The sequence below is a fragment of the Methylobacterium sp. Gmos1 genome (genome assembly GCF_053764715.1).
Genome location: NZ_JBSNCC010000030.1, coordinates 1 through 15,169, shown reverse-complemented (window position 1 = coordinate 15,169; position 15,169 = coordinate 1). Strand labels below are relative to the sequence as shown.

22 protein-coding genes, 1 tRNA gene and 1 pseudogene are annotated in these 15,169 nt (G+C 68.6%); 9 read left to right on the top strand and 15 right to left on the bottom strand.

What is annotated here, in order from left to right:
* The first annotated feature begins 1 nt into the window (after position 1).
* Positions 2 to 463 (top strand): response regulator, encoded by a 462-nt coding sequence (locus tag ACS5PV_RS30455; RefSeq protein ID WP_455399074.1) that lies wholly within the window; start codon positions 2 to 4, stop codon positions 461 to 463.
* A 430-nt stretch (positions 464 to 893) separates the two neighbouring features.
* Here the strand turns inward: ACS5PV_RS30455 and ACS5PV_RS30450 are convergent.
* From ACS5PV_RS30450 to ACS5PV_RS30380, 15 genes are all read right to left on the bottom strand, one after another.
* Positions 894 to 969 (bottom strand) — tRNA-Ile (locus tag ACS5PV_RS30450).
* A 120-nt stretch (positions 970 to 1,089) separates the two neighbouring features.
* A complete protein-coding gene (locus ACS5PV_RS30445; protein WP_455399073.1) occupies positions 1,090 to 1,860 on the bottom strand; it encodes a tyrosine-type recombinase/integrase in 771 nt (256 codons plus the stop codon).
* A 179-nt stretch (positions 1,861 to 2,039) separates the two neighbouring features.
* Positions 2,040 to 2,486, bottom strand: a complete 447-nt coding sequence (locus ACS5PV_RS30440) for an excisionase (protein ID WP_455399072.1) — start codon at positions 2,484 to 2,486, stop codon at positions 2,040 to 2,042.
* Positions 2,487 to 2,888: 402 nt separating this feature from the next.
* Entirely contained in the window at positions 2,889 to 3,383 is a 495-nt protein-coding gene (locus tag ACS5PV_RS30435) for a hypothetical protein (RefSeq protein ID WP_455399071.1), read from the bottom strand.
* Positions 3,380 to 3,754: a hypothetical protein gene (locus ACS5PV_RS30430; protein ID WP_455399070.1), complete on the bottom strand. Its 375-nt coding sequence runs from the start codon at positions 3,752 to 3,754 to the stop codon at positions 3,380 to 3,382. Before ACS5PV_RS30430 ends, ACS5PV_RS30435 begins: the two co-directional genes overlap by 4 nt.
* A complete protein-coding gene (locus ACS5PV_RS30425) occupies positions 3,744 to 4,331 on the bottom strand; it encodes a hypothetical protein (RefSeq protein ID WP_455399069.1) in 588 nt (195 codons plus the stop codon). The genes ACS5PV_RS30430 and ACS5PV_RS30425 overlap by 11 nt, the downstream gene beginning before the upstream one ends.
* Entirely contained in the window at positions 4,328 to 4,531 is a 204-nt protein-coding gene (locus ACS5PV_RS30420; protein WP_455399068.1) for a hypothetical protein, read from the bottom strand. The genes ACS5PV_RS30425 and ACS5PV_RS30420 overlap by 4 nt, the downstream gene beginning before the upstream one ends.
* A 52-nt stretch (positions 4,532 to 4,583) precedes the next feature.
* Positions 4,584 to 5,117, bottom strand: a complete 534-nt coding sequence (locus tag ACS5PV_RS30415) for a hypothetical protein (protein ID WP_455399067.1) — start codon at positions 5,115 to 5,117, stop codon at positions 4,584 to 4,586.
* Positions 5,071 to 5,439: a helix-turn-helix domain-containing protein gene (locus tag ACS5PV_RS30410; protein ID WP_455399066.1), complete on the bottom strand. Its 369-nt coding sequence runs from the start codon at positions 5,437 to 5,439 to the stop codon at positions 5,071 to 5,073. Before ACS5PV_RS30410 ends, ACS5PV_RS30415 begins: the two co-directional genes overlap by 47 nt.
* Before the next feature lie 124 nt (positions 5,440 to 5,563).
* Positions 5,564 to 5,812 (bottom strand): hypothetical protein, encoded by a 249-nt coding sequence (locus ACS5PV_RS30405; RefSeq protein ID WP_455399065.1) that lies wholly within the window; start codon positions 5,810 to 5,812, stop codon positions 5,564 to 5,566.
* Between the two features lie 3 nt (positions 5,813 to 5,815).
* Positions 5,816 to 6,925 (bottom strand): AAA family ATPase, encoded by a 1,110-nt coding sequence (locus ACS5PV_RS30400; RefSeq protein WP_455399064.1) that lies wholly within the window; start codon positions 6,923 to 6,925, stop codon positions 5,816 to 5,818.
* Positions 6,922 to 7,887, bottom strand: coding sequence for a PD-(D/E)XK nuclease-like domain-containing protein (locus ACS5PV_RS30395; protein ID WP_455399063.1), 966 nt, complete (start codon positions 7,885 to 7,887; stop codon positions 6,922 to 6,924). Before ACS5PV_RS30395 ends, ACS5PV_RS30400 begins: the two co-directional genes overlap by 4 nt.
* Positions 7,884 to 8,201 (bottom strand): hypothetical protein, encoded by a 318-nt coding sequence (locus ACS5PV_RS30390; protein WP_455399062.1) that lies wholly within the window; start codon positions 8,199 to 8,201, stop codon positions 7,884 to 7,886. The genes ACS5PV_RS30395 and ACS5PV_RS30390 overlap by 4 nt, the downstream gene beginning before the upstream one ends.
* Positions 8,198 to 8,722 (bottom strand): HNH endonuclease, encoded by a 525-nt coding sequence (locus ACS5PV_RS30385; RefSeq protein ID WP_455399061.1) that lies wholly within the window; start codon positions 8,720 to 8,722, stop codon positions 8,198 to 8,200. The genes ACS5PV_RS30390 and ACS5PV_RS30385 overlap by 4 nt, the downstream gene beginning before the upstream one ends.
* A complete protein-coding gene (locus ACS5PV_RS30380) occupies positions 8,722 to 8,907 on the bottom strand; it encodes a hypothetical protein (protein ID WP_455399060.1) in 186 nt (61 codons plus the stop codon). Before ACS5PV_RS30380 ends, ACS5PV_RS30385 begins: the two co-directional genes overlap by 1 nt.
* Positions 8,908 to 9,173: 266 nt before the next feature.
* On the opposite strand from ACS5PV_RS30380, the gene ACS5PV_RS30375 reads away from it, so the two are divergent.
* From ACS5PV_RS30375 to ACS5PV_RS30340, 8 genes and pseudogenes are all read left to right on the top strand, one after another.
* Positions 9,174 to 9,485 (top strand): hypothetical protein, encoded by a 312-nt coding sequence (locus ACS5PV_RS30375; RefSeq protein ID WP_455399059.1) that lies wholly within the window; start codon positions 9,174 to 9,176, stop codon positions 9,483 to 9,485.
* The gene (locus tag ACS5PV_RS30370) at positions 9,482 to 10,489 is read left to right on the top strand and encodes a DUF2612 domain-containing protein (RefSeq protein ID WP_455399058.1); all 1,008 of its coding nucleotides are present in this window, start codon (positions 9,482 to 9,484) and stop codon (positions 10,487 to 10,489) included. Before ACS5PV_RS30375 ends, ACS5PV_RS30370 begins: the two co-directional genes overlap by 4 nt.
* Positions 10,490 to 10,493: 4 nt before the next feature.
* The gene (locus tag ACS5PV_RS30365) at positions 10,494 to 11,900 is read left to right on the top strand and encodes a glycine-rich domain-containing protein (RefSeq protein ID WP_455399057.1); all 1,407 of its coding nucleotides are present in this window, start codon (positions 10,494 to 10,496) and stop codon (positions 11,898 to 11,900) included.
* Positions 11,901 to 11,912: 12 nt separating this feature from the next.
* Complete coding sequence (locus ACS5PV_RS30360; RefSeq protein WP_455399056.1) at positions 11,913 to 12,332, top strand: hypothetical protein; 420 nt, start codon at positions 11,913 to 11,915, stop codon at positions 12,330 to 12,332.
* A gap of 3 nt (positions 12,333 to 12,335) precedes the next feature.
* Positions 12,336 to 13,001 carry a hypothetical protein gene (locus ACS5PV_RS30355; protein ID WP_455399055.1) on the top strand — a complete coding sequence of 222 codons (666 nt, stop codon included), beginning with the start codon at positions 12,336 to 12,338 and terminating at the stop codon, positions 12,999 to 13,001.
* Between the two features lie 7 nt (positions 13,002 to 13,008).
* On the top strand, positions 13,009 to 13,722 hold the full coding sequence (locus ACS5PV_RS30350) for a hypothetical protein (RefSeq protein ID WP_455399054.1): 714 nt from the start codon (positions 13,009 to 13,011) through the stop codon (positions 13,720 to 13,722).
* Positions 13,719 to 14,192, top strand: a complete 474-nt coding sequence (locus tag ACS5PV_RS30345) for a hypothetical protein (RefSeq protein ID WP_455399053.1) — start codon at positions 13,719 to 13,721, stop codon at positions 14,190 to 14,192. The genes ACS5PV_RS30350 and ACS5PV_RS30345 overlap by 4 nt, the downstream gene beginning before the upstream one ends.
* Positions 14,192 to 15,169, top strand: a pseudogene (locus tag ACS5PV_RS30340) (hypothetical protein); the annotation flags it as partial. The gene ACS5PV_RS30345 and the pseudogene ACS5PV_RS30340, both read left to right, overlap by 1 nt.

The window sequence follows — 15,169 nt, the reverse complement described above, 5'->3', positions numbered from 1 at the left end:
GATGGCGGACAAGACGGAACGGGTCCTGTTCCTCGACGACGAGGAGATGGTGCGCGAGGCGCTGGACCAGTGGCTGACGCTCGCCGGCTACGCCGTCTCGACCTTCGCGGATCCGGAGACGGCCCTCGCCGCCCTCGACGACCGCTTCCCCGGCATCCTCGTCACCGACATGCGCGTGCCGCGGATGGACGGCTTTACCGTGCTGGAGCGGGCGCTGGCCTGCGATCCCGAGTTGCCGGTCCTGCTCGTCACCGGCCACGGCGACGGGCCGATGGCGGTCGAGGCGATGCGGCGCGGCGCCTACGACTTCATCGAGAAGCCCTTCGCCCCCGAGCGCCTCGCCGACGCCGTCGGACGCGCCTGCGAGAAACGTCACCTGACCCTGCGCCTCCGCGGGCTCCGCGCCGAGCTGGACGCGCCGGAGGTCGAGAATCGGTCGATCGAAGCCCTGCACGCGCGATAGAATCACCGGCCGGATCCGCCGGCATCTCGTTCCAGCGGCCGCTTCCGATCGATCGTCGAATTTAAACTATCATCGGGGTAATGTATTTCCAAATCGCGAACGTTTACTCAACAACTAGTAAATATTACAGAATTGCCTGATGCTATATTCGCCTGTGGTGCGCATTCAGCCTTGAACCGGCCACATCTCGATGTTTCATCCTCCGGCGATCTGCGGCGGTCACGAGGACACCACGATGGTGCGCGCGATCATACGGTTCCCGACTGATCGTTTCGCGATGCGAAGGCTTGGTCGCGCGCCGGTACACGCATCGCCGACGACCCCGCCGGGAGGCTCCCGAGCGGAGGTTCTCGCGGTAATCGATCCGGTTTCGGTACCAGTGCGCCAGCGGCGTCTCTCGTCGAGACAGACGCTGCCAGAGGGGAAATCGTGGTGGGCCCGGTAGGACTCGAACCTACAACCAGACCGTTATGAGCGGTCGGCTCTAACCATTGAGCTACAGGCCCTCGGCTTTTGTCTTCAATCCCTTAGCGCGACATCCGTGTCTTGACTGCGGTGGCGGCGACAGAAACGGCGACAGAAACCTCACTCGTGGTAGCCGGGCCGAGCGCTTCCGGCAAGCCCCTTCAGCGGCCCGGACGGGAGCGTGTGCCCCGCATCGCGGCGACAGCTTCGCCCATGTGATCGGGGTGGTGATGCGCGTAGTGCCGCCGTAGCACCGCCTCGCCCATGCCGGCGAACCCTGCGACCTCCCAGGCCGGCACGCCCTGCTGCATCAGGTGTGTCACAGCCGAGTGCCGAAGCGTGTGCGGCGAGACCCCCTCCCCCAGGCCGGCGAGCGCGACGGCGTTCGCGAACCCGACCTTGATCCGCGCTACCGGCTGGCCGCGCCACTCGACGACGTAGTGGCCGCCCTCCGCCGGCAGCCCGGAGCGCTCGGCCTCGGCTCGCGCCTCCTCGGCCATCCGGCGCCAGCGGCGGAGGTGCGCCAGGATCGACGGGGCCAGCCTCACCGGCGGCTGGCGCTTATTGGTCTGCTGGGCGCCTTCGCGCAGCCGATAGAAGACGCCACGCTCGAGGTCGAGGTAGGACCGGCCGGCGGCGACCTCCCAGCTTGCCGTCAGCACCGCGCCGGGCCGGCTCGCCGTCGAGTAGGCGAGCAGGATGAACCGGGCGAGGTGGCGCATCGTGTAGCGGCCGACCGTCGTGTTGCCGGCCTTGCCGCCCTCTGCCGCCGGACGATCGCCTTCTCGAGCCCGCCACGCGGTCCAGACCAGCCGGGCGACCTCCGAGCGCGACAACCAGCGCTCGCGCGCCTCGCCCTTCTTCGGCAGCGCCACCTTCACGAGCTCGCGGTGGTAGCCCTCGCGGTGGTGGTGGCCGATCGCGGCCGACAAGTCTTGCAGGTCCCGGCGTGCGCCGCCCGGGGATGGCCGGGACGCCACGTAGGCTCGGCAGGTAGCACCCGTGACCTGGGCCAGTGTCTTGCCGCCCCACCAAGCCAGCACCCGATCGAGGCGCTTGGCGATCCGCACCTTGTCCGGATGGTGCGCGACGTGGTCGACCGCGTAGATGCTTATGATGTCCGAGAGGGAGATTTCATCGAGACCACGTTGGCTGCGCGCCGGCCTGTGGGCCGCACGGAGGTAATCGGCGAGGGCTTGATGAGCGCCTGCAATGTCGCTCTCGCCGCATCCTGTGGGGTGCATCTTGGCGCCGTCTCGGATGACCCATCGAGCGGCGCGGGTGATGCGGCCGGCGGCGTCGCGACGCGCGGGGACGAGGTAGAGACGGGGGCCTTTGGCGGGACGTGGCATAGCGACCTCATCCGCTCGATGGCGGCGAGCGTGGTGAAATCCTTCCCCGCCATCCGCTCGATGGCAAGGCGTCCTCGGGCGGCCTCGCGGCGAAGCCCTGCCGCGGTCATACCGCCCGCCGGGAACGCAAGGCGCGCCGCGTCGGCCAGCCGCAGCGGCGTGGTCTTCGTGATCTCGGGCTCCGCGGTCTGCGCGGCACGCGGCATCTACCCCTCCCCTTCTGTTCTGACCGGCGGTGTGGGGCGGGCTCGGGCCTTGCTCGGGATCTCATCCCGATTGGCGGCCCAGCCCAGGTTGGTTGACGCGCTGTTGAGCACGGCTCGCGCGTGCGGATCGGCCATGGTGCCGGCTCTCTCGGCGAGCCAAGTCACAGCTGCCCGGAGGCCATCGCGATAGCCGCGGTCGTAGTCGGGGAGGCCGCTCATCGCTCGCCACCTCCCTCGACAGGGATACCGGAGGCGCGGGCGCGGGGGCACTCAGGTCGCTTCTCGCCCTTTGCATAGGCGTATTCGGCGAGGCACGTTGAGCACCAGATCACGTCGTTGCCGCCGCCCCATTGGCACGGCGATGGAAGGTCGGCCGCGTCCTCGCGCAGCCCTGCCTTGGTGCTATCGGTCACGAGGGGCCTCCATTTCGCCTGTTTTTGCTGCGATTGCTGACCGTAGCGATCTAGCCTCCTCATCTTCTTGTTTTGACTTTTTTTGAAGGCGCTCACTCCTGGCAATGAAGTCGGCCCTTTTTGCCATCGCCGATTTCGCTTCGTATTCGTAGTAATTAATATAGCCAGCGGCATGTAAGGCGACGCATTTATCCTTAATATGCGGCAGATAATTAGAGCGCAGATCTGCGATACGTTCTAGCTGTCGATCGACCCTTTCTTGTGTAGCATCTAAGAAAAAAACGCTGTTGGCCTGTAATGTCGGGAAGACAAGATCCAGCGCAATTCGTTTGTATGCGCTCTCAGACGCGAGGCGATACCCGTCGCAAGGGTCGCCGATGGTCTCCCGCAGCATGACGATCGGATCCGCGCGATACAGCCGCTCGCCAACGAAGGCTGCGATGACGATGGCGAGCAGCAGCGCCGGGAAGATCAAGCGCCTCACGGCCGCTCCCCTCTTGATTGGCTCGGGGTGGGGGCGAGCTTCAGGGTGTCAATGAGCGCACGAATAGCGGTTCGCTCAGCGAGTGCGCCGACCCGTTTCCGATATGGCAGCGGCAGGCTGGTCCAGTCGAACTCGTCCTTGAAGTCGCCGCAGACGTGTTCGCGCTTGGTAACTACATGGCCGGCGCCGAAAGCCAGCGACGAATAATCAATGCCGAGCGCGATCATCCGGTCGTGACCGGAAACCATTGCACTCCGGTGACATTCTCCGACAAGCGCGCTGATGGAGTGCCACCAATCGCAGCCGGCGCAGCATGGTCCTTGCTGGTGGTAGAATGTGTCAAGGATCTCTTGGCGAGTGTCACCGGCCATGCTCGGCCTCCTCTCGGGCGATCAGGGCGGAGAGAAACAAGTGCGCCGCCCGGAACGGCGCCAGCGTCAGTTCCACGTCCTCCGCCACGAACAGCGGGAAGGCATCGTGATCCCAGCCCGGGTGCGTGTCCGTGAGATCCTGCGCGAAGTCAGCGAACGGCTTCAGCGCCTCAATAGCCTCCCCCCGCTTGCGCTCGCTCTCCGCTAGGGCGGTGGTGAGTTCTTCGATGTGCGCTTCACGATCAGCCGCGTTCTCGCTGGCTTGCAGCTGAGCAGCGATGGCGTCACGCAGGTTGGCCTTCAGCCTCTCGTTCTCAGCCTGTAGCGCTTTCAGGTCGTGCGCCTCGGCTTCGCCGACCGCGCCGGCCGGACTACGTCCCTCAGCCGCTATCGCGTCTTCACGCTTCGCGGGCTCGTCGCATGGCGCGGCCAGGGCCTCGGCTTCAAAAGCCGCGGCCCGCTCGAACCAGATCCGTTGCATGGCAACGTGATGCTCGACTTGCTGGCGCGCGACGACGGCCTGCCGCTCGCGACAGCGCCGAAGGTCTGCCGCCTCGGCGGCGGTGCGCGGGATCATGCGGCGCTCCTGAGAAGCGGAAGGGGGATCTGCCAGGGCTCAAAGGCGCGGTTGGCAGCGGCCATGACACGCTCCACGAAGCGGTGGGCCTCGGCGGGGTCGTTGCCGTTCCGGCCCTGCCGTCGGGCTGCGAATGACCACGCCATGCTGTCGGCCGAATAGAGGAGTTCGCGGACGCCAGCGTGCAGCAGGACGAGCACCAGCGGCCATTTCCGACCAAATACGGGTCGTGGAGGGTCTGGGCGCGGAGGGTCATGCTGCGACCCTCAGCTTGGCGCGTTCAGTCGCAACGGCGGACATTTCGGCGGGGTTGATGCACCAGCCCCAGATGTTTTTCGGCCGGCCGACGACGCCGCTGCGCGCGTCGGTTCCACTGCTGGATTGGCCGAGCCACACCCAGCCGTCCCACTTGTAGAGGCCGCCCGTGTGTAGTCGCCGATCCTGGTAGGAGATCGCCCACCGGAAACCGTGCGCGGCGCACAGGGCGGGGAACACCGTCTCTCGCCACAGCCTCAGCGCTGCGGTGTTGGTGTTCGGACGCCCCGCGCACACACGCCCGAGCTCGAATGCCTCAGACCGGGTGAAGCCACCGGCGGTGGCCCCGATAAGACGGGCGGCGGCGAGGACCGCCACGAGCTCGCCGTTGAAGCGCAAGCCGTGGAACCACTCGACACCGTATGCCGGCCGCCGCCAGGGGCCCATCTTGTGCTCCCAGGCGACAAGGCAGCGGTTCAGTTCCTCAAGGCTGATTGCATCGAAGCTGACGAGGGGATGGAAGAGGCTCATGCCACCCACCCCCCACGAGGCTGCAGAAGTGTGCTCGACCATTGGCCGGCAGAGCGCGGAGCAGCTGCACCATCTCCACCTCGTCGTCGGACATGTCGGTGAGGGGCAGTCGGGCAGTGAGATCGCGGACCGGCACGGCGACCGCCTTAGCGATCTGCTCAAGGCGAGGCCTCGACACGGCTTGCTCGCCGAGCTCGTATTGCGAGACGGTGATCGGAGACACGTCGAGGACGTTCGCCAACTCGCGGATCGTGATCCCGCGTTTTTTGCGGGCCAGCCTGATCCTGGCTCCGATCATGCGGTTGCGCACGGTGCTGCTCACGATGGGCTCCTCTGGCTGGCGGGAATGGTGCGCGGGAGGGTCGGTGGCTCGCCCCTCCCGCAGGAGTCCTCGCGGAAACGAGGACCGAGGGCGCCGACTGAAGGGCGCCCTGGCGGGCTGTTAGTCAGCAGCCCCGCCTCATGACGTCCGCCGGGTTGCTTGCCTCGGAGCGGACCCGCGCCGCCTGGGCGGCGTGGCCGGTGATCGCCCCCGTGACGCGCTTGACGATGCTGTTGCGCACCGTCCTGACGCGAGCGCCGGGGGCGAGGTATTCGGGGTGGGCGTCGAGGGCCTGGGCTACGGCGCCGTCGACGATGCGCCAGATCTGGCGGTAGGCGGGGCTGCCGGGCTTCTCGCGGCGGAGGCGGCGCATCGGTCAGCCCTCTCCGCCAGAGCGCCCACGGCCGCGGCGCGTGGTCTCCTGGATGGCGTCGTTGCCGGGGAAGTCGTCGGCGGGCGGGGGCGCTTCGTCGGCAGCCTCGTCGACGAACTCGGCGTCGGTCTCCTCGCCGTCCGCCTCGAAGATCAGGCGGTAGAGCTCGTCCCGGATCTCGGCGAGCGAGGCATCCTGCTTCTCGCTCAGCCGCTGCCGCCACACCTCGAACGTGTCGCGGCCGGCCCGCGCCTTCTCACGCGCAACAGCGAACAGCTTCGGCTCGGCAGGTTGATCGCCGCCCGTCTCTGGCCGGTCGCTGTCGCCGACCTGCTGGTCGATCGACCCGCCCCGAGCCCACTGCGCGAGGTTGCGGCCGATCTCCTCGTCGAGCGGCCGGCGGTTGCGCAGCAGCAGGTCGCGGAACTGCTCGGGCAGCTTCAGCATCTTGCGCTCGCCCGGCATGTTGGTCTGCCAGGTTGGCACCCCGCCCGCGCCCGGCAGCAGTAGGGCGTTGACGGTCATCTCGAACAGGAACTCCTCGCCGGCGATCGGCATGTAGCCGAGCTCTTCCGGGCGCCCGCCCTTCACCTTCAGCTTGTCCTTCGCGCGGAAGCAAAAGACGAAGTTGGCGTTGAGCTGCAGCACGCCGTTGATGAACTGGCGCCGCTGCTTCGCGGGCACGATCCAGGCCGAGTAGGTCGCGCGCTGCCGCTTGCCCTCGTCGCTGCCGGCGATTCGGTCGAGCTCGGCTTCCTGTGTCATCAGGTAACCGCCGACGCCCTCGTGCTCGTGGCTCATTGAGTCCACGATGATCGTCTTGGCGCCGCGGCCGACGCAGTATTTCAGCGCAGCGAGGTAATCGAGGGAGCCGAACGGGGCGCCGAACTCGACGTGCCGGAACTTGAACCGGTCGGCGTAGTGCAGCGCCCGCTTGCTCTCCGTGTCGATCACGAAGATGTCGCCGCCGGCAACCTGCTGGATGCCCTGGGCGAGCCGAAGGGCTGAGAAAGTCTTGCCTGATCCCGACGGCCCGAACAGGCCGACGAGAAGCGGTACCTGCTGGCGCACGGCTTCGCGGTCCTCGAACGTGCGTGTGAACTTCTCGGTCACGCGGCGATCTCCGTGTCGGGCTGGTCGGGGGAATGGGCGAGGGTCAGCTCGGCGCCGAGGTCACGCAGCAGCGGGTCGCTCAGTTCGCGGGCTTCCCACTGCCGGGCGACCCAGTCGGGGCTCTCGACGCGAGCGATCTCCGCCGGGTAGCCGGGCCACTGGCCGGTGGTCAGGCCGCGACGGAACAGGACGGCCGCGGTCACCGCCTTGCGCTCGCCGAGCCAGCGCTGGTGCCCCGTGAGCTCGATGACGCGGCACTCGAACGGCTCGGCCGTCTCGACGAAGACGAAGCGGAAACGCAGGCGGCCGGCGAGATCGGGGTTGAGGCGTGCGAGGCCGCGCCGGTACCAGTGCTCCTGGATGTCGAGGCCGTCGGCGATGCGCGCGGCGATGGCGCGATCGGACAGGCCGCCGGAGGTGGTCTTCAGGTCCCAGATCTCGGTGGAGTCAGGGCCCCACCAGTCCAGCATCGCCCGGCCCCAGATGCCGATCCGGTCGCGCCAGACCAGCGCCGTCTCGGCGTAGCCTTGGACAAAGGCTCGCTCCGCACCCTGCGTCTCGGCGAGCCGCGCCTGGACGGCGGAGACCATACGCTTGGCCTTCCGCAGATCGTTGCGCAGGACCGGCGTGTGTCCGGCCTCAATCGCCTCGTCACGCGCCTCGCGTGCGGCCTTGTTGGTGTAGGCGTCGGCTTCGACCACGACCACGTCGCGGCCCTCGCCTGTGAGGATGGCATGCGCGACCGATCCGAGGTCGAGCTTGCGGCTGCGGGCATCCTCTGCAGTCCCGCCGAGCCGGGGATGCTTCTGGAAGGCGTGTCGCGGCGTCTCGTCGAGCAGCGTGCGGGCGATTCCCGACGACAGGCTTGGCGCCGGGCTCGGGTCCGCGTGGTAGGTCGCGGCCGGCATGGTGTAGAGGCCGGCGCCCGAGACCAAGCCGGAGATGTGCGGGACAATCTTCACCGCCCACCCCCAACCCGCCGCCCCATCTGCCGCCCGCACCGCGCACTCTCCTCGCGCACCGCGTCGAGGTGATCCGGGTCGAGGGGCGCGGCGACGCCGGCCTCGGGCTCGCCCGCAGCCTCGTTAAGGATGCGCGAGATCGTCCGGGCGAGCGCCGCCTGATCCCGCCCGGCGGCCGGGAGAACGAGGAACAGGGGCTGGCCCTGCGCGTCGGAGATGAGGTGGCCGCTGCTGGTCTGGGGCCACCAGGGCATCGGGGCACCGAGCCCCATCATGACGGCCGCGGTCGCGGCCTGGCGGTCGGTGCGGCTCATGATGCGCTCCTCTCGGCACGAAGGCGGTCACGCAGCCGAATCTTCTCGACGAGCGAGAGGTGGCCGGCGAGGCGGTTGCAGGGTTCGCAGGCGAGTGCCTGGTTCGCGATGTGGTCCGGGCCGCCGTGGGTGCGGCTCAGCAGGTGCTCACGGGTCGGCGGCAGCGCGTCGGTGAACATCTCGTCGCAGTAGAAGCAGGTGGCGCCGTCACGCTCGACGAGGGCGCGCACCAGGGGCTCGGCCCGGGCGATGACGGTCCGGCCGCGGTCGACAAACCGCATGGTGCCGTGCGCCCGGAAGGTCGCCAGCGCCTCAGCGGCCTGCCCTGTCATCCGGGAGATCGGCTTCGTGTCGCTCCGGTAGACGATCGACACGCCCTGATCGCCGCGGAAGCGGACGATCTCGTAGGGGTTCGTCGGCGCTAGCACTTCTGCGCCGTTGCGAGTCAGCCACTCCCGGAACCGGGACATCTCGTCGGGGCGCTTGGCGCGCCGCTTCGTCGGCGTGGCGGCGTCGGTCATCACGGGCGGGGCTCCAGGAGGCTGAGTTGCTGCTGCGCGGCGGCAGGCCGCGGCGGCGGCGCGAGTTCGGCGCGCAGGTCGGCGATGGTCCGGAGCGCGACCTTCAGGCTGCGCTCGATCATCCCGGCGAGGATGACCGGATCGTCCGGCAAGTCCGCCGGCGGCGCGGGCTCGCGGCGCTTCACGCTCCGCCTCCCGGCATGTCGACCACCACCAGCACCGTACTGACGTTCGTGCCCGACTCGGCGAAGGCGTTGTCCGGCAATTTCTCGATCGTGCCGCCGAGGATCGCGACCCACTCGCGGAAGGCTGGTGCCGCGCCGCGGATGCGGAAGGTGGCGGGCCGCGCGCGCGCATCGGCGCCGAGATCCTGGCGAGCCGCTACTACGATCCGGTTCAGGCCCTCGGGCCGTGGGCGCGCATCGTCTCGCTGCGCATCGGCGCTTCGACCGTGCCCGACGCGACCTTCATGGGCGCGCTCGACGGAACGGCGTTGCAGGTTACGGCCGTCGGCTCGGGCTCGGGCGCGCTCGAGGTCGGCCAGACGATCCTCGACGACAACGGCGTGGTGCTGCCAGGCACCATGGTCGCGTCGTTCGCCACCGGCACCGGCGGCACGGGCACCTACACGCTATCCGCACCCAACAGCGCCATCACCTCGCGCCGGCTCTACGCCGCACGTCCTGACCAGTTCCGTGTCCCGGTCGGGATCGACCAGGTGCCCTCGCTCTCAGCCGCGAACATCGTCGTCGCGCTGGTATGACCGGGCCCGCCTACCCCCCACAGCACGACCGGAGCAGCGCCCCGGGCGGTCAGCTACCCGTCACCGAACAGCTCGACGTCTGGACGACGATCCTCAGCCAGTTCGCGAACAGCCCGATCCTGACTGGGATCCTTGAGAGCGAGGCGGCCGCGCTCGACCAGCGGCCCAACCTCGACGATTTTTTCCAGCGCGTCCGCGATCTCGACACCGCAGAGGGTTATGGGCTCGACATCTGGGGTCGGATCGTCGGCGTCAACCGGGTGCTGCAGGTCGTCACGAGCCGGTTCTTCGGCTTTGCCGAGGCGGCGGTCCAGGGCGACGGCACGATCACGACTTTCAACGACGCCCTGCTGACCTACGGCGCCTGTCTCGGGTTCGCCGAGGCGCAGCCCGGGTCGGAGCCCTACGGCTACGGCACGTTCATGCCGGCGAGCCCGATCCAGCAGGCCACGGATGAGACGTCGGCGGAATACGGCCCGTTCTACGACGGAGCGGTCACGACCCAGAATTTTCGGCTCGGCACGGAGGCCTACCGCCGGCTGATCTACGCCAAGGCCGCGGCGAACATCTGCGGCGGGTCGATCCCGGCCATCAACGCGATCCTTCGGCGGATCTTTCCGGGGCGCGGCAACGCCTATGTCAAGGAGCGGGTGCCGGACAGCTATTTCGGGTTCGCCGAGGCGGCATCGGTCCGGCCGAACTACATCCGCGGGCTGAACACCCTCGTTGACTACCCGGGCCCGTACCTGGGCTTCGCCGAAGCCAGGCCAGGCGACGAGGCCCTGAACACCGCGCCCCTCTACGGCGGCGGCGTCGGCACCTCGGCGCCCTCTCTGAGCGCCAAGTGTGCTCCCTTCTACGCCGGCCAGCCCAATCCGCACATGGCCATCATCTACACCTTCGAGTTCGCCCTGACCCCGGTCGAGCTCGCGATCGTCCAGCAGAGCGGCGTCCTGCCGACGCCTACCGGCGTGGCAGCCTCCGTCGCCATCATCCCGAGGTAGCGAGATGCAGCAGTCGCAGGTTCCTGCCAAGTTCCCGATCCCGTTCGCCAACGGGGCCGGGCCGAGCTACATCCGTGACATCCCGGAAGGCTCGCAGATCGGCATCGTTAACGGCGCAGCCAGCTTGCAGGACGGCTTTCCCCCGCTGTGCTTCCTGCCGGTCGATTCCGGCGGCGTTCCACCGTTCGGGCAGGACATCAACGGCATCCTCAAGCTGCTGACCCTGTGGGCGCGTTGGCAGGCGGCCGGCGGCCTGAACCTCTGGGACGGCACATTCGCCAGCAAGATCGGTGGTTACCCGCGCGGCGCGCTGCTCTCCTCGACCACAGCTGGCCTCGCCTGGCTCAACATGGTCGACGGCAACCTGACCAATCCAGACGGCGGGACGGCGGCGGGCTGGCTGTCGGTCATGACCGGCGCCGCAGTACCTCAGACGTCGCTGGTCCACGCCGGAGCCGATACCAGCAGCACCCCGAACGTCATCACGATCCCCGCGTTAAGCCCTCCCATCAGCGCGCTCGCCAACTATCAGGTGTTCGAGATCGTGCCGGCGGCCGACATCACCGGCCCGACCACCGTCAGCATCCAGAGCTTCGGGGCGATTCCCCTCAAACGAAACGACGGCGCGGATCCGTCGTCGGGTGACGGGCCGGCTGGCCGGCCGTTCCTCGCCGTGTTCCTGAACGGCGTTCTGCGCCGTTTGGGTCAATCGTCGTCCGAGGTCTCCTCGACCGTCATCACCAACATTTTCGGCAGCCGTCTCGTCGTCGGCGGCCGCACCGCGGTCTACAACAGCCCGGGGACCTACACCCTGACGCTGCCGGCCGATGTGTCCACGTTCGCTGTCGAGACCTGGGGCGGCGGCGGGGGCGGCGGCGGAGCCACGGGGAACGGTACGACAGCTGCCGCAGCTGGCGGCGGCGGCGGGGACTACGAGGCCGGCTCGTATGCCTGTCGCGCCGGGTCCGCGCTCACGATCGTCGTCGGGGGTGGTGGCTCTGGGGGCTCGGCGGCCGGCAGCAACGGCGGCAACGGCGCCTTGTCGTCGGTCACCTACATCAAGCCCGATGGCAGCAGCGCCACGATCGTGGCCGGGGGCGGCACCGGTGGCGGCGGCTCCACGGGCGGGCCGGCCGCGAACGGCCCGGGGGGCACCGGATCCGGGGGGCTGGTCTCCCGTCCCGGCTACATCGGGGGGCTGCCGTACAACGTCGGCAGCACCAACACCTTCATCGGTGGCTCCGGCGGGTCCGCCTACAACTCCTCGACGACTCCGCCGAATTTCGGTGCGGCCGGCAACGGCGGCTCATTCCCGGCCGGCGGCGGCGCTGGCTCGGCCGGCAACAACGTCACCGGCAACGGCTCGATCGGTGGTCCAGGCGCCTCCGGCCTCGTCATCGCCCGCTACTGATCGGATCGTCTCATGCCCTACGCCTACGCCCTCTGCGTGGATGACCGCGTCCACCAGCTCTTCGAGGCCCGCCCGAACCTGCCTGACCCGCTACCGGCAGGCTGGGCGCTGCTCAGCGTCTCCGCCCACCCCGACGTGGCGGAGGGCTGGCTGGTCGACCATGGGGACTTCCAGCCGCCGCCGCCGCCCGCCCCGGCCGCCGTGACCGAGGTCACGTCCGCGCAGGCCAAGATCGCATTGAGCCGCGCCGGACACCTGGCGGCCGTCAAGGCCGCCGTCGAGCAAGCGGGCGGCGAGGTCGAGATCTGGTTCACCGACGCGCGCACCTGGCAGCGGGCGAACTCCTATGTCGCCGAAATCGGGACCGCCCTCGGCCTCGACGCAGCGGCAATTGACGCCCTGTTCGTCACGGCCTCGCAGATCCAGGCCTGATCCGTGCCGACGAACATCCTCCTGATCCAACCGCGCAGGCTCGACCTGCGCACGTCGGCGAGCGAGGACTGGACTGATCCGCTGCCGATCGTCCGAGCCGGGCCGGCTGCCATCGTCGCCGGCGTGACGAACGTCGGCACCGGAACACTCGTGGTCTCGGACGTCGCGGCATACGCCAGCCTCGACCCGCATCTCGTCACCGTGACGAGCACCACCGGCGGCGTCGCCCTGTTCAGCGTCACGGGTGGCAACGGCGCATTGATCGGGCGTGGGATGGCGGGCGCACCAGTGACGGTTGGCGGCCTGACCCTCACGCTCACACCGGACAACGTGCCGTTCGTGGCCGGCGACTCCTGGGGTGTCCAGCCCACGCCGCAGCTGCTCGATGACACCGGGATCGACTACGTCCTGCAGGTCCGCCAGAACCAGACGTCGCCGGTGGTGACCCTTGAGGCCACATCGCTCCCGCCGGGCGGCACCCTGCAGACGTTGATTCCGGGCCGCGGCAGCGGCCTGCCGACCCTCCTTGTCCTCGCCCCCATGATGGCGCCAACGCGGTTTCCGCCTGGCGCCTACGTCTACGAACTGCTCGCCCTCGCCGACGGCCGCCGCAAGAGCTGCCTTTTCGGCAATCTCGAGCATGTCGACGGCGTGGCCTATCTGCCCTGAGGTCCGCATGGCTTATGCCTCGAGTACGTCGACTGGCGCACCATTCGTTCTACCGACCGCGGGACAGCCGGGGCTGACCGGCCAGGATGCCTATCAGGTGTGGCTCGCGGCCGGGAATTCCGGCGACCGGGCCACCTTCCTCGCCTCTCTCAAGGGTCGCGATGGCGCCGATGGCGCCGGAACGGTCCTGCAGCTGCTCGCTGCCACAGACATCGGCGCGAGCATCAACGTAGTCGACAACGGGAACGGGACCGTGTCGCCGGCCGACCCCTCGAACCCTGCCCACTGCGGCAAGCTCGCCGGACTCGTGCTGCTGCCGACGCCTGCGGGCTCCCTCGCGTCGATCACCTTGCTGGGGCCGATCACAGGCGTTGTGGGCGTGTTCGGCGACGGTCAGCGCCTCTGGATAGGCCCGGGCGGCATCTGCACGGCCAACCCGCCGACGAGTGGTTGGCGGCAGCTAATCGGCCAGTCAACCACGGGCGGTTCGATCGTCTACCAGCCCGGAGACGCCGAGTTTTACGATCCGAGCTCCCCGCTGGTGCTGATACCCGTGGACAATAACGCCGCGTTGCGGGCATTCATGAACGCTGCGCTCAACGCTCTGCCGCCTCTTCCGACCGATACATCCCAAGTGCCCGTGGGCGGGCAATGGTATCGCGATGTCGACGCGGTCGGCGAGCGGATGGTGAAACTCTATCCCCCGCAGGTTTCGCCATGAGTTCGGGATCGACTATTTCGATCAAGCAGGCCGACGGCAGCCAGCATGCCACGCCAATCGAAAATGCACTATCGGCTGCTGTGCCCTTCGTCGCCTTCGCACAGACGGGCGATACGGAAGAGAAGATCCTGCCCGACCATCTCGCGGCGAAAGCCTCGCTTGGCGGCATCGTTGGCCCCGATGCCGACTTCCCGATCCCCCAGGGCGCGGTGCACGTCGTGATCCCGCAAATCACCGCCTCGCGGACTTGGTCACTACCGGACGTGGACGGCTACCCCTACGGCCAGGATCTCGTGATCATCGACGAGAAGCGCATTACCAGCCCCAGCCTGACGCTGTCCCTGATCCCGCTTGCAGGATCAGGTGACACGATCCCGCCCTATGGCGACAACCGAATTCTGTTCGACGGATCCATCCCGTTCGTGCGCCTTCGCCGTGGGCTCCTTGACAATATCTGGAGCGTCGTCTGATGCGCCGCCTCTCCCTGATCCTGTCCGTCCTGGCCGCGCTTTTCGGCGTGGCAGCGGCCCACGCCGACGGCCTCTCGCCCGCCGGCCCGCTCTCACAGGGTCTCTGTTACGCCTCCGGCACGAGCGGCCCCCGCGTGCCGTGCGTGCTCCAGGGGCAGATCTGGACCAAGGTGCTGCGGCCGACGGACGACCTGTCTGCGAACACCTTCGCCCCGAACGGGTTCGGCGGCATCAGTGCGACCGGTAGTGTCCTGTTCGGGGCCGCTCAGTTCCGCGTAGCGAGCACGACGGAACTGAGCGGCGTCGTCCTGCCGTTCAAGCGGGTCTTGCGCGACGGCTACGCCACGCCCGGCGATGGTGGGCAAGCCAGCTACACATTTTCGTCCAGCCCGTGCTCCCTCAACAGCGGCGCGGGCGACGGCGGCTCGCAGGTTCCGCGCACGGTTGGCGGCTGCTGGCTGGCCGATCTCGACAGCCAGGGGCCGGTCTCGGTCCTCCTGTGGGGCGCCATCGCCGACAGCCCCGGCAAGACCGGGGTCGGCACCGATGTCGCTCCGCGTCTTCAGTTCGCGCTCAACTGGTCCGTCGCGACCGGCCGGGCCGTGACCATGCCGGCTTCGGCCGCGGGCAAGATGCGCCGTGCGGCGTCCCCCCTAGCAATCGACGGGCACGCCAAGCTCACGGGCGACTACTGCGCCCCGTACACGACCGGGAACAGCTTCAGCCCCGGTGCCGGCAGCTACCTGTTCTTCGACCACCCCGGCCGCGGTATCGTCATCGGCGGCCAGAACCCACTTCCAGTGGAGGGGGTGGTGCTGGAGGACTTCTGCACCTGGCGCGACCAGCCGACCCCGCCGGCCAACGCCGCCAACGGCACCGCAGGCGGGTCGTGGTCGCCCGGGTCTTACGACTTCGACGTCTACCTCGCGCAGGACGATCTCCGCATCACCCGCGTGATGACCGTCAACGCGACGAAG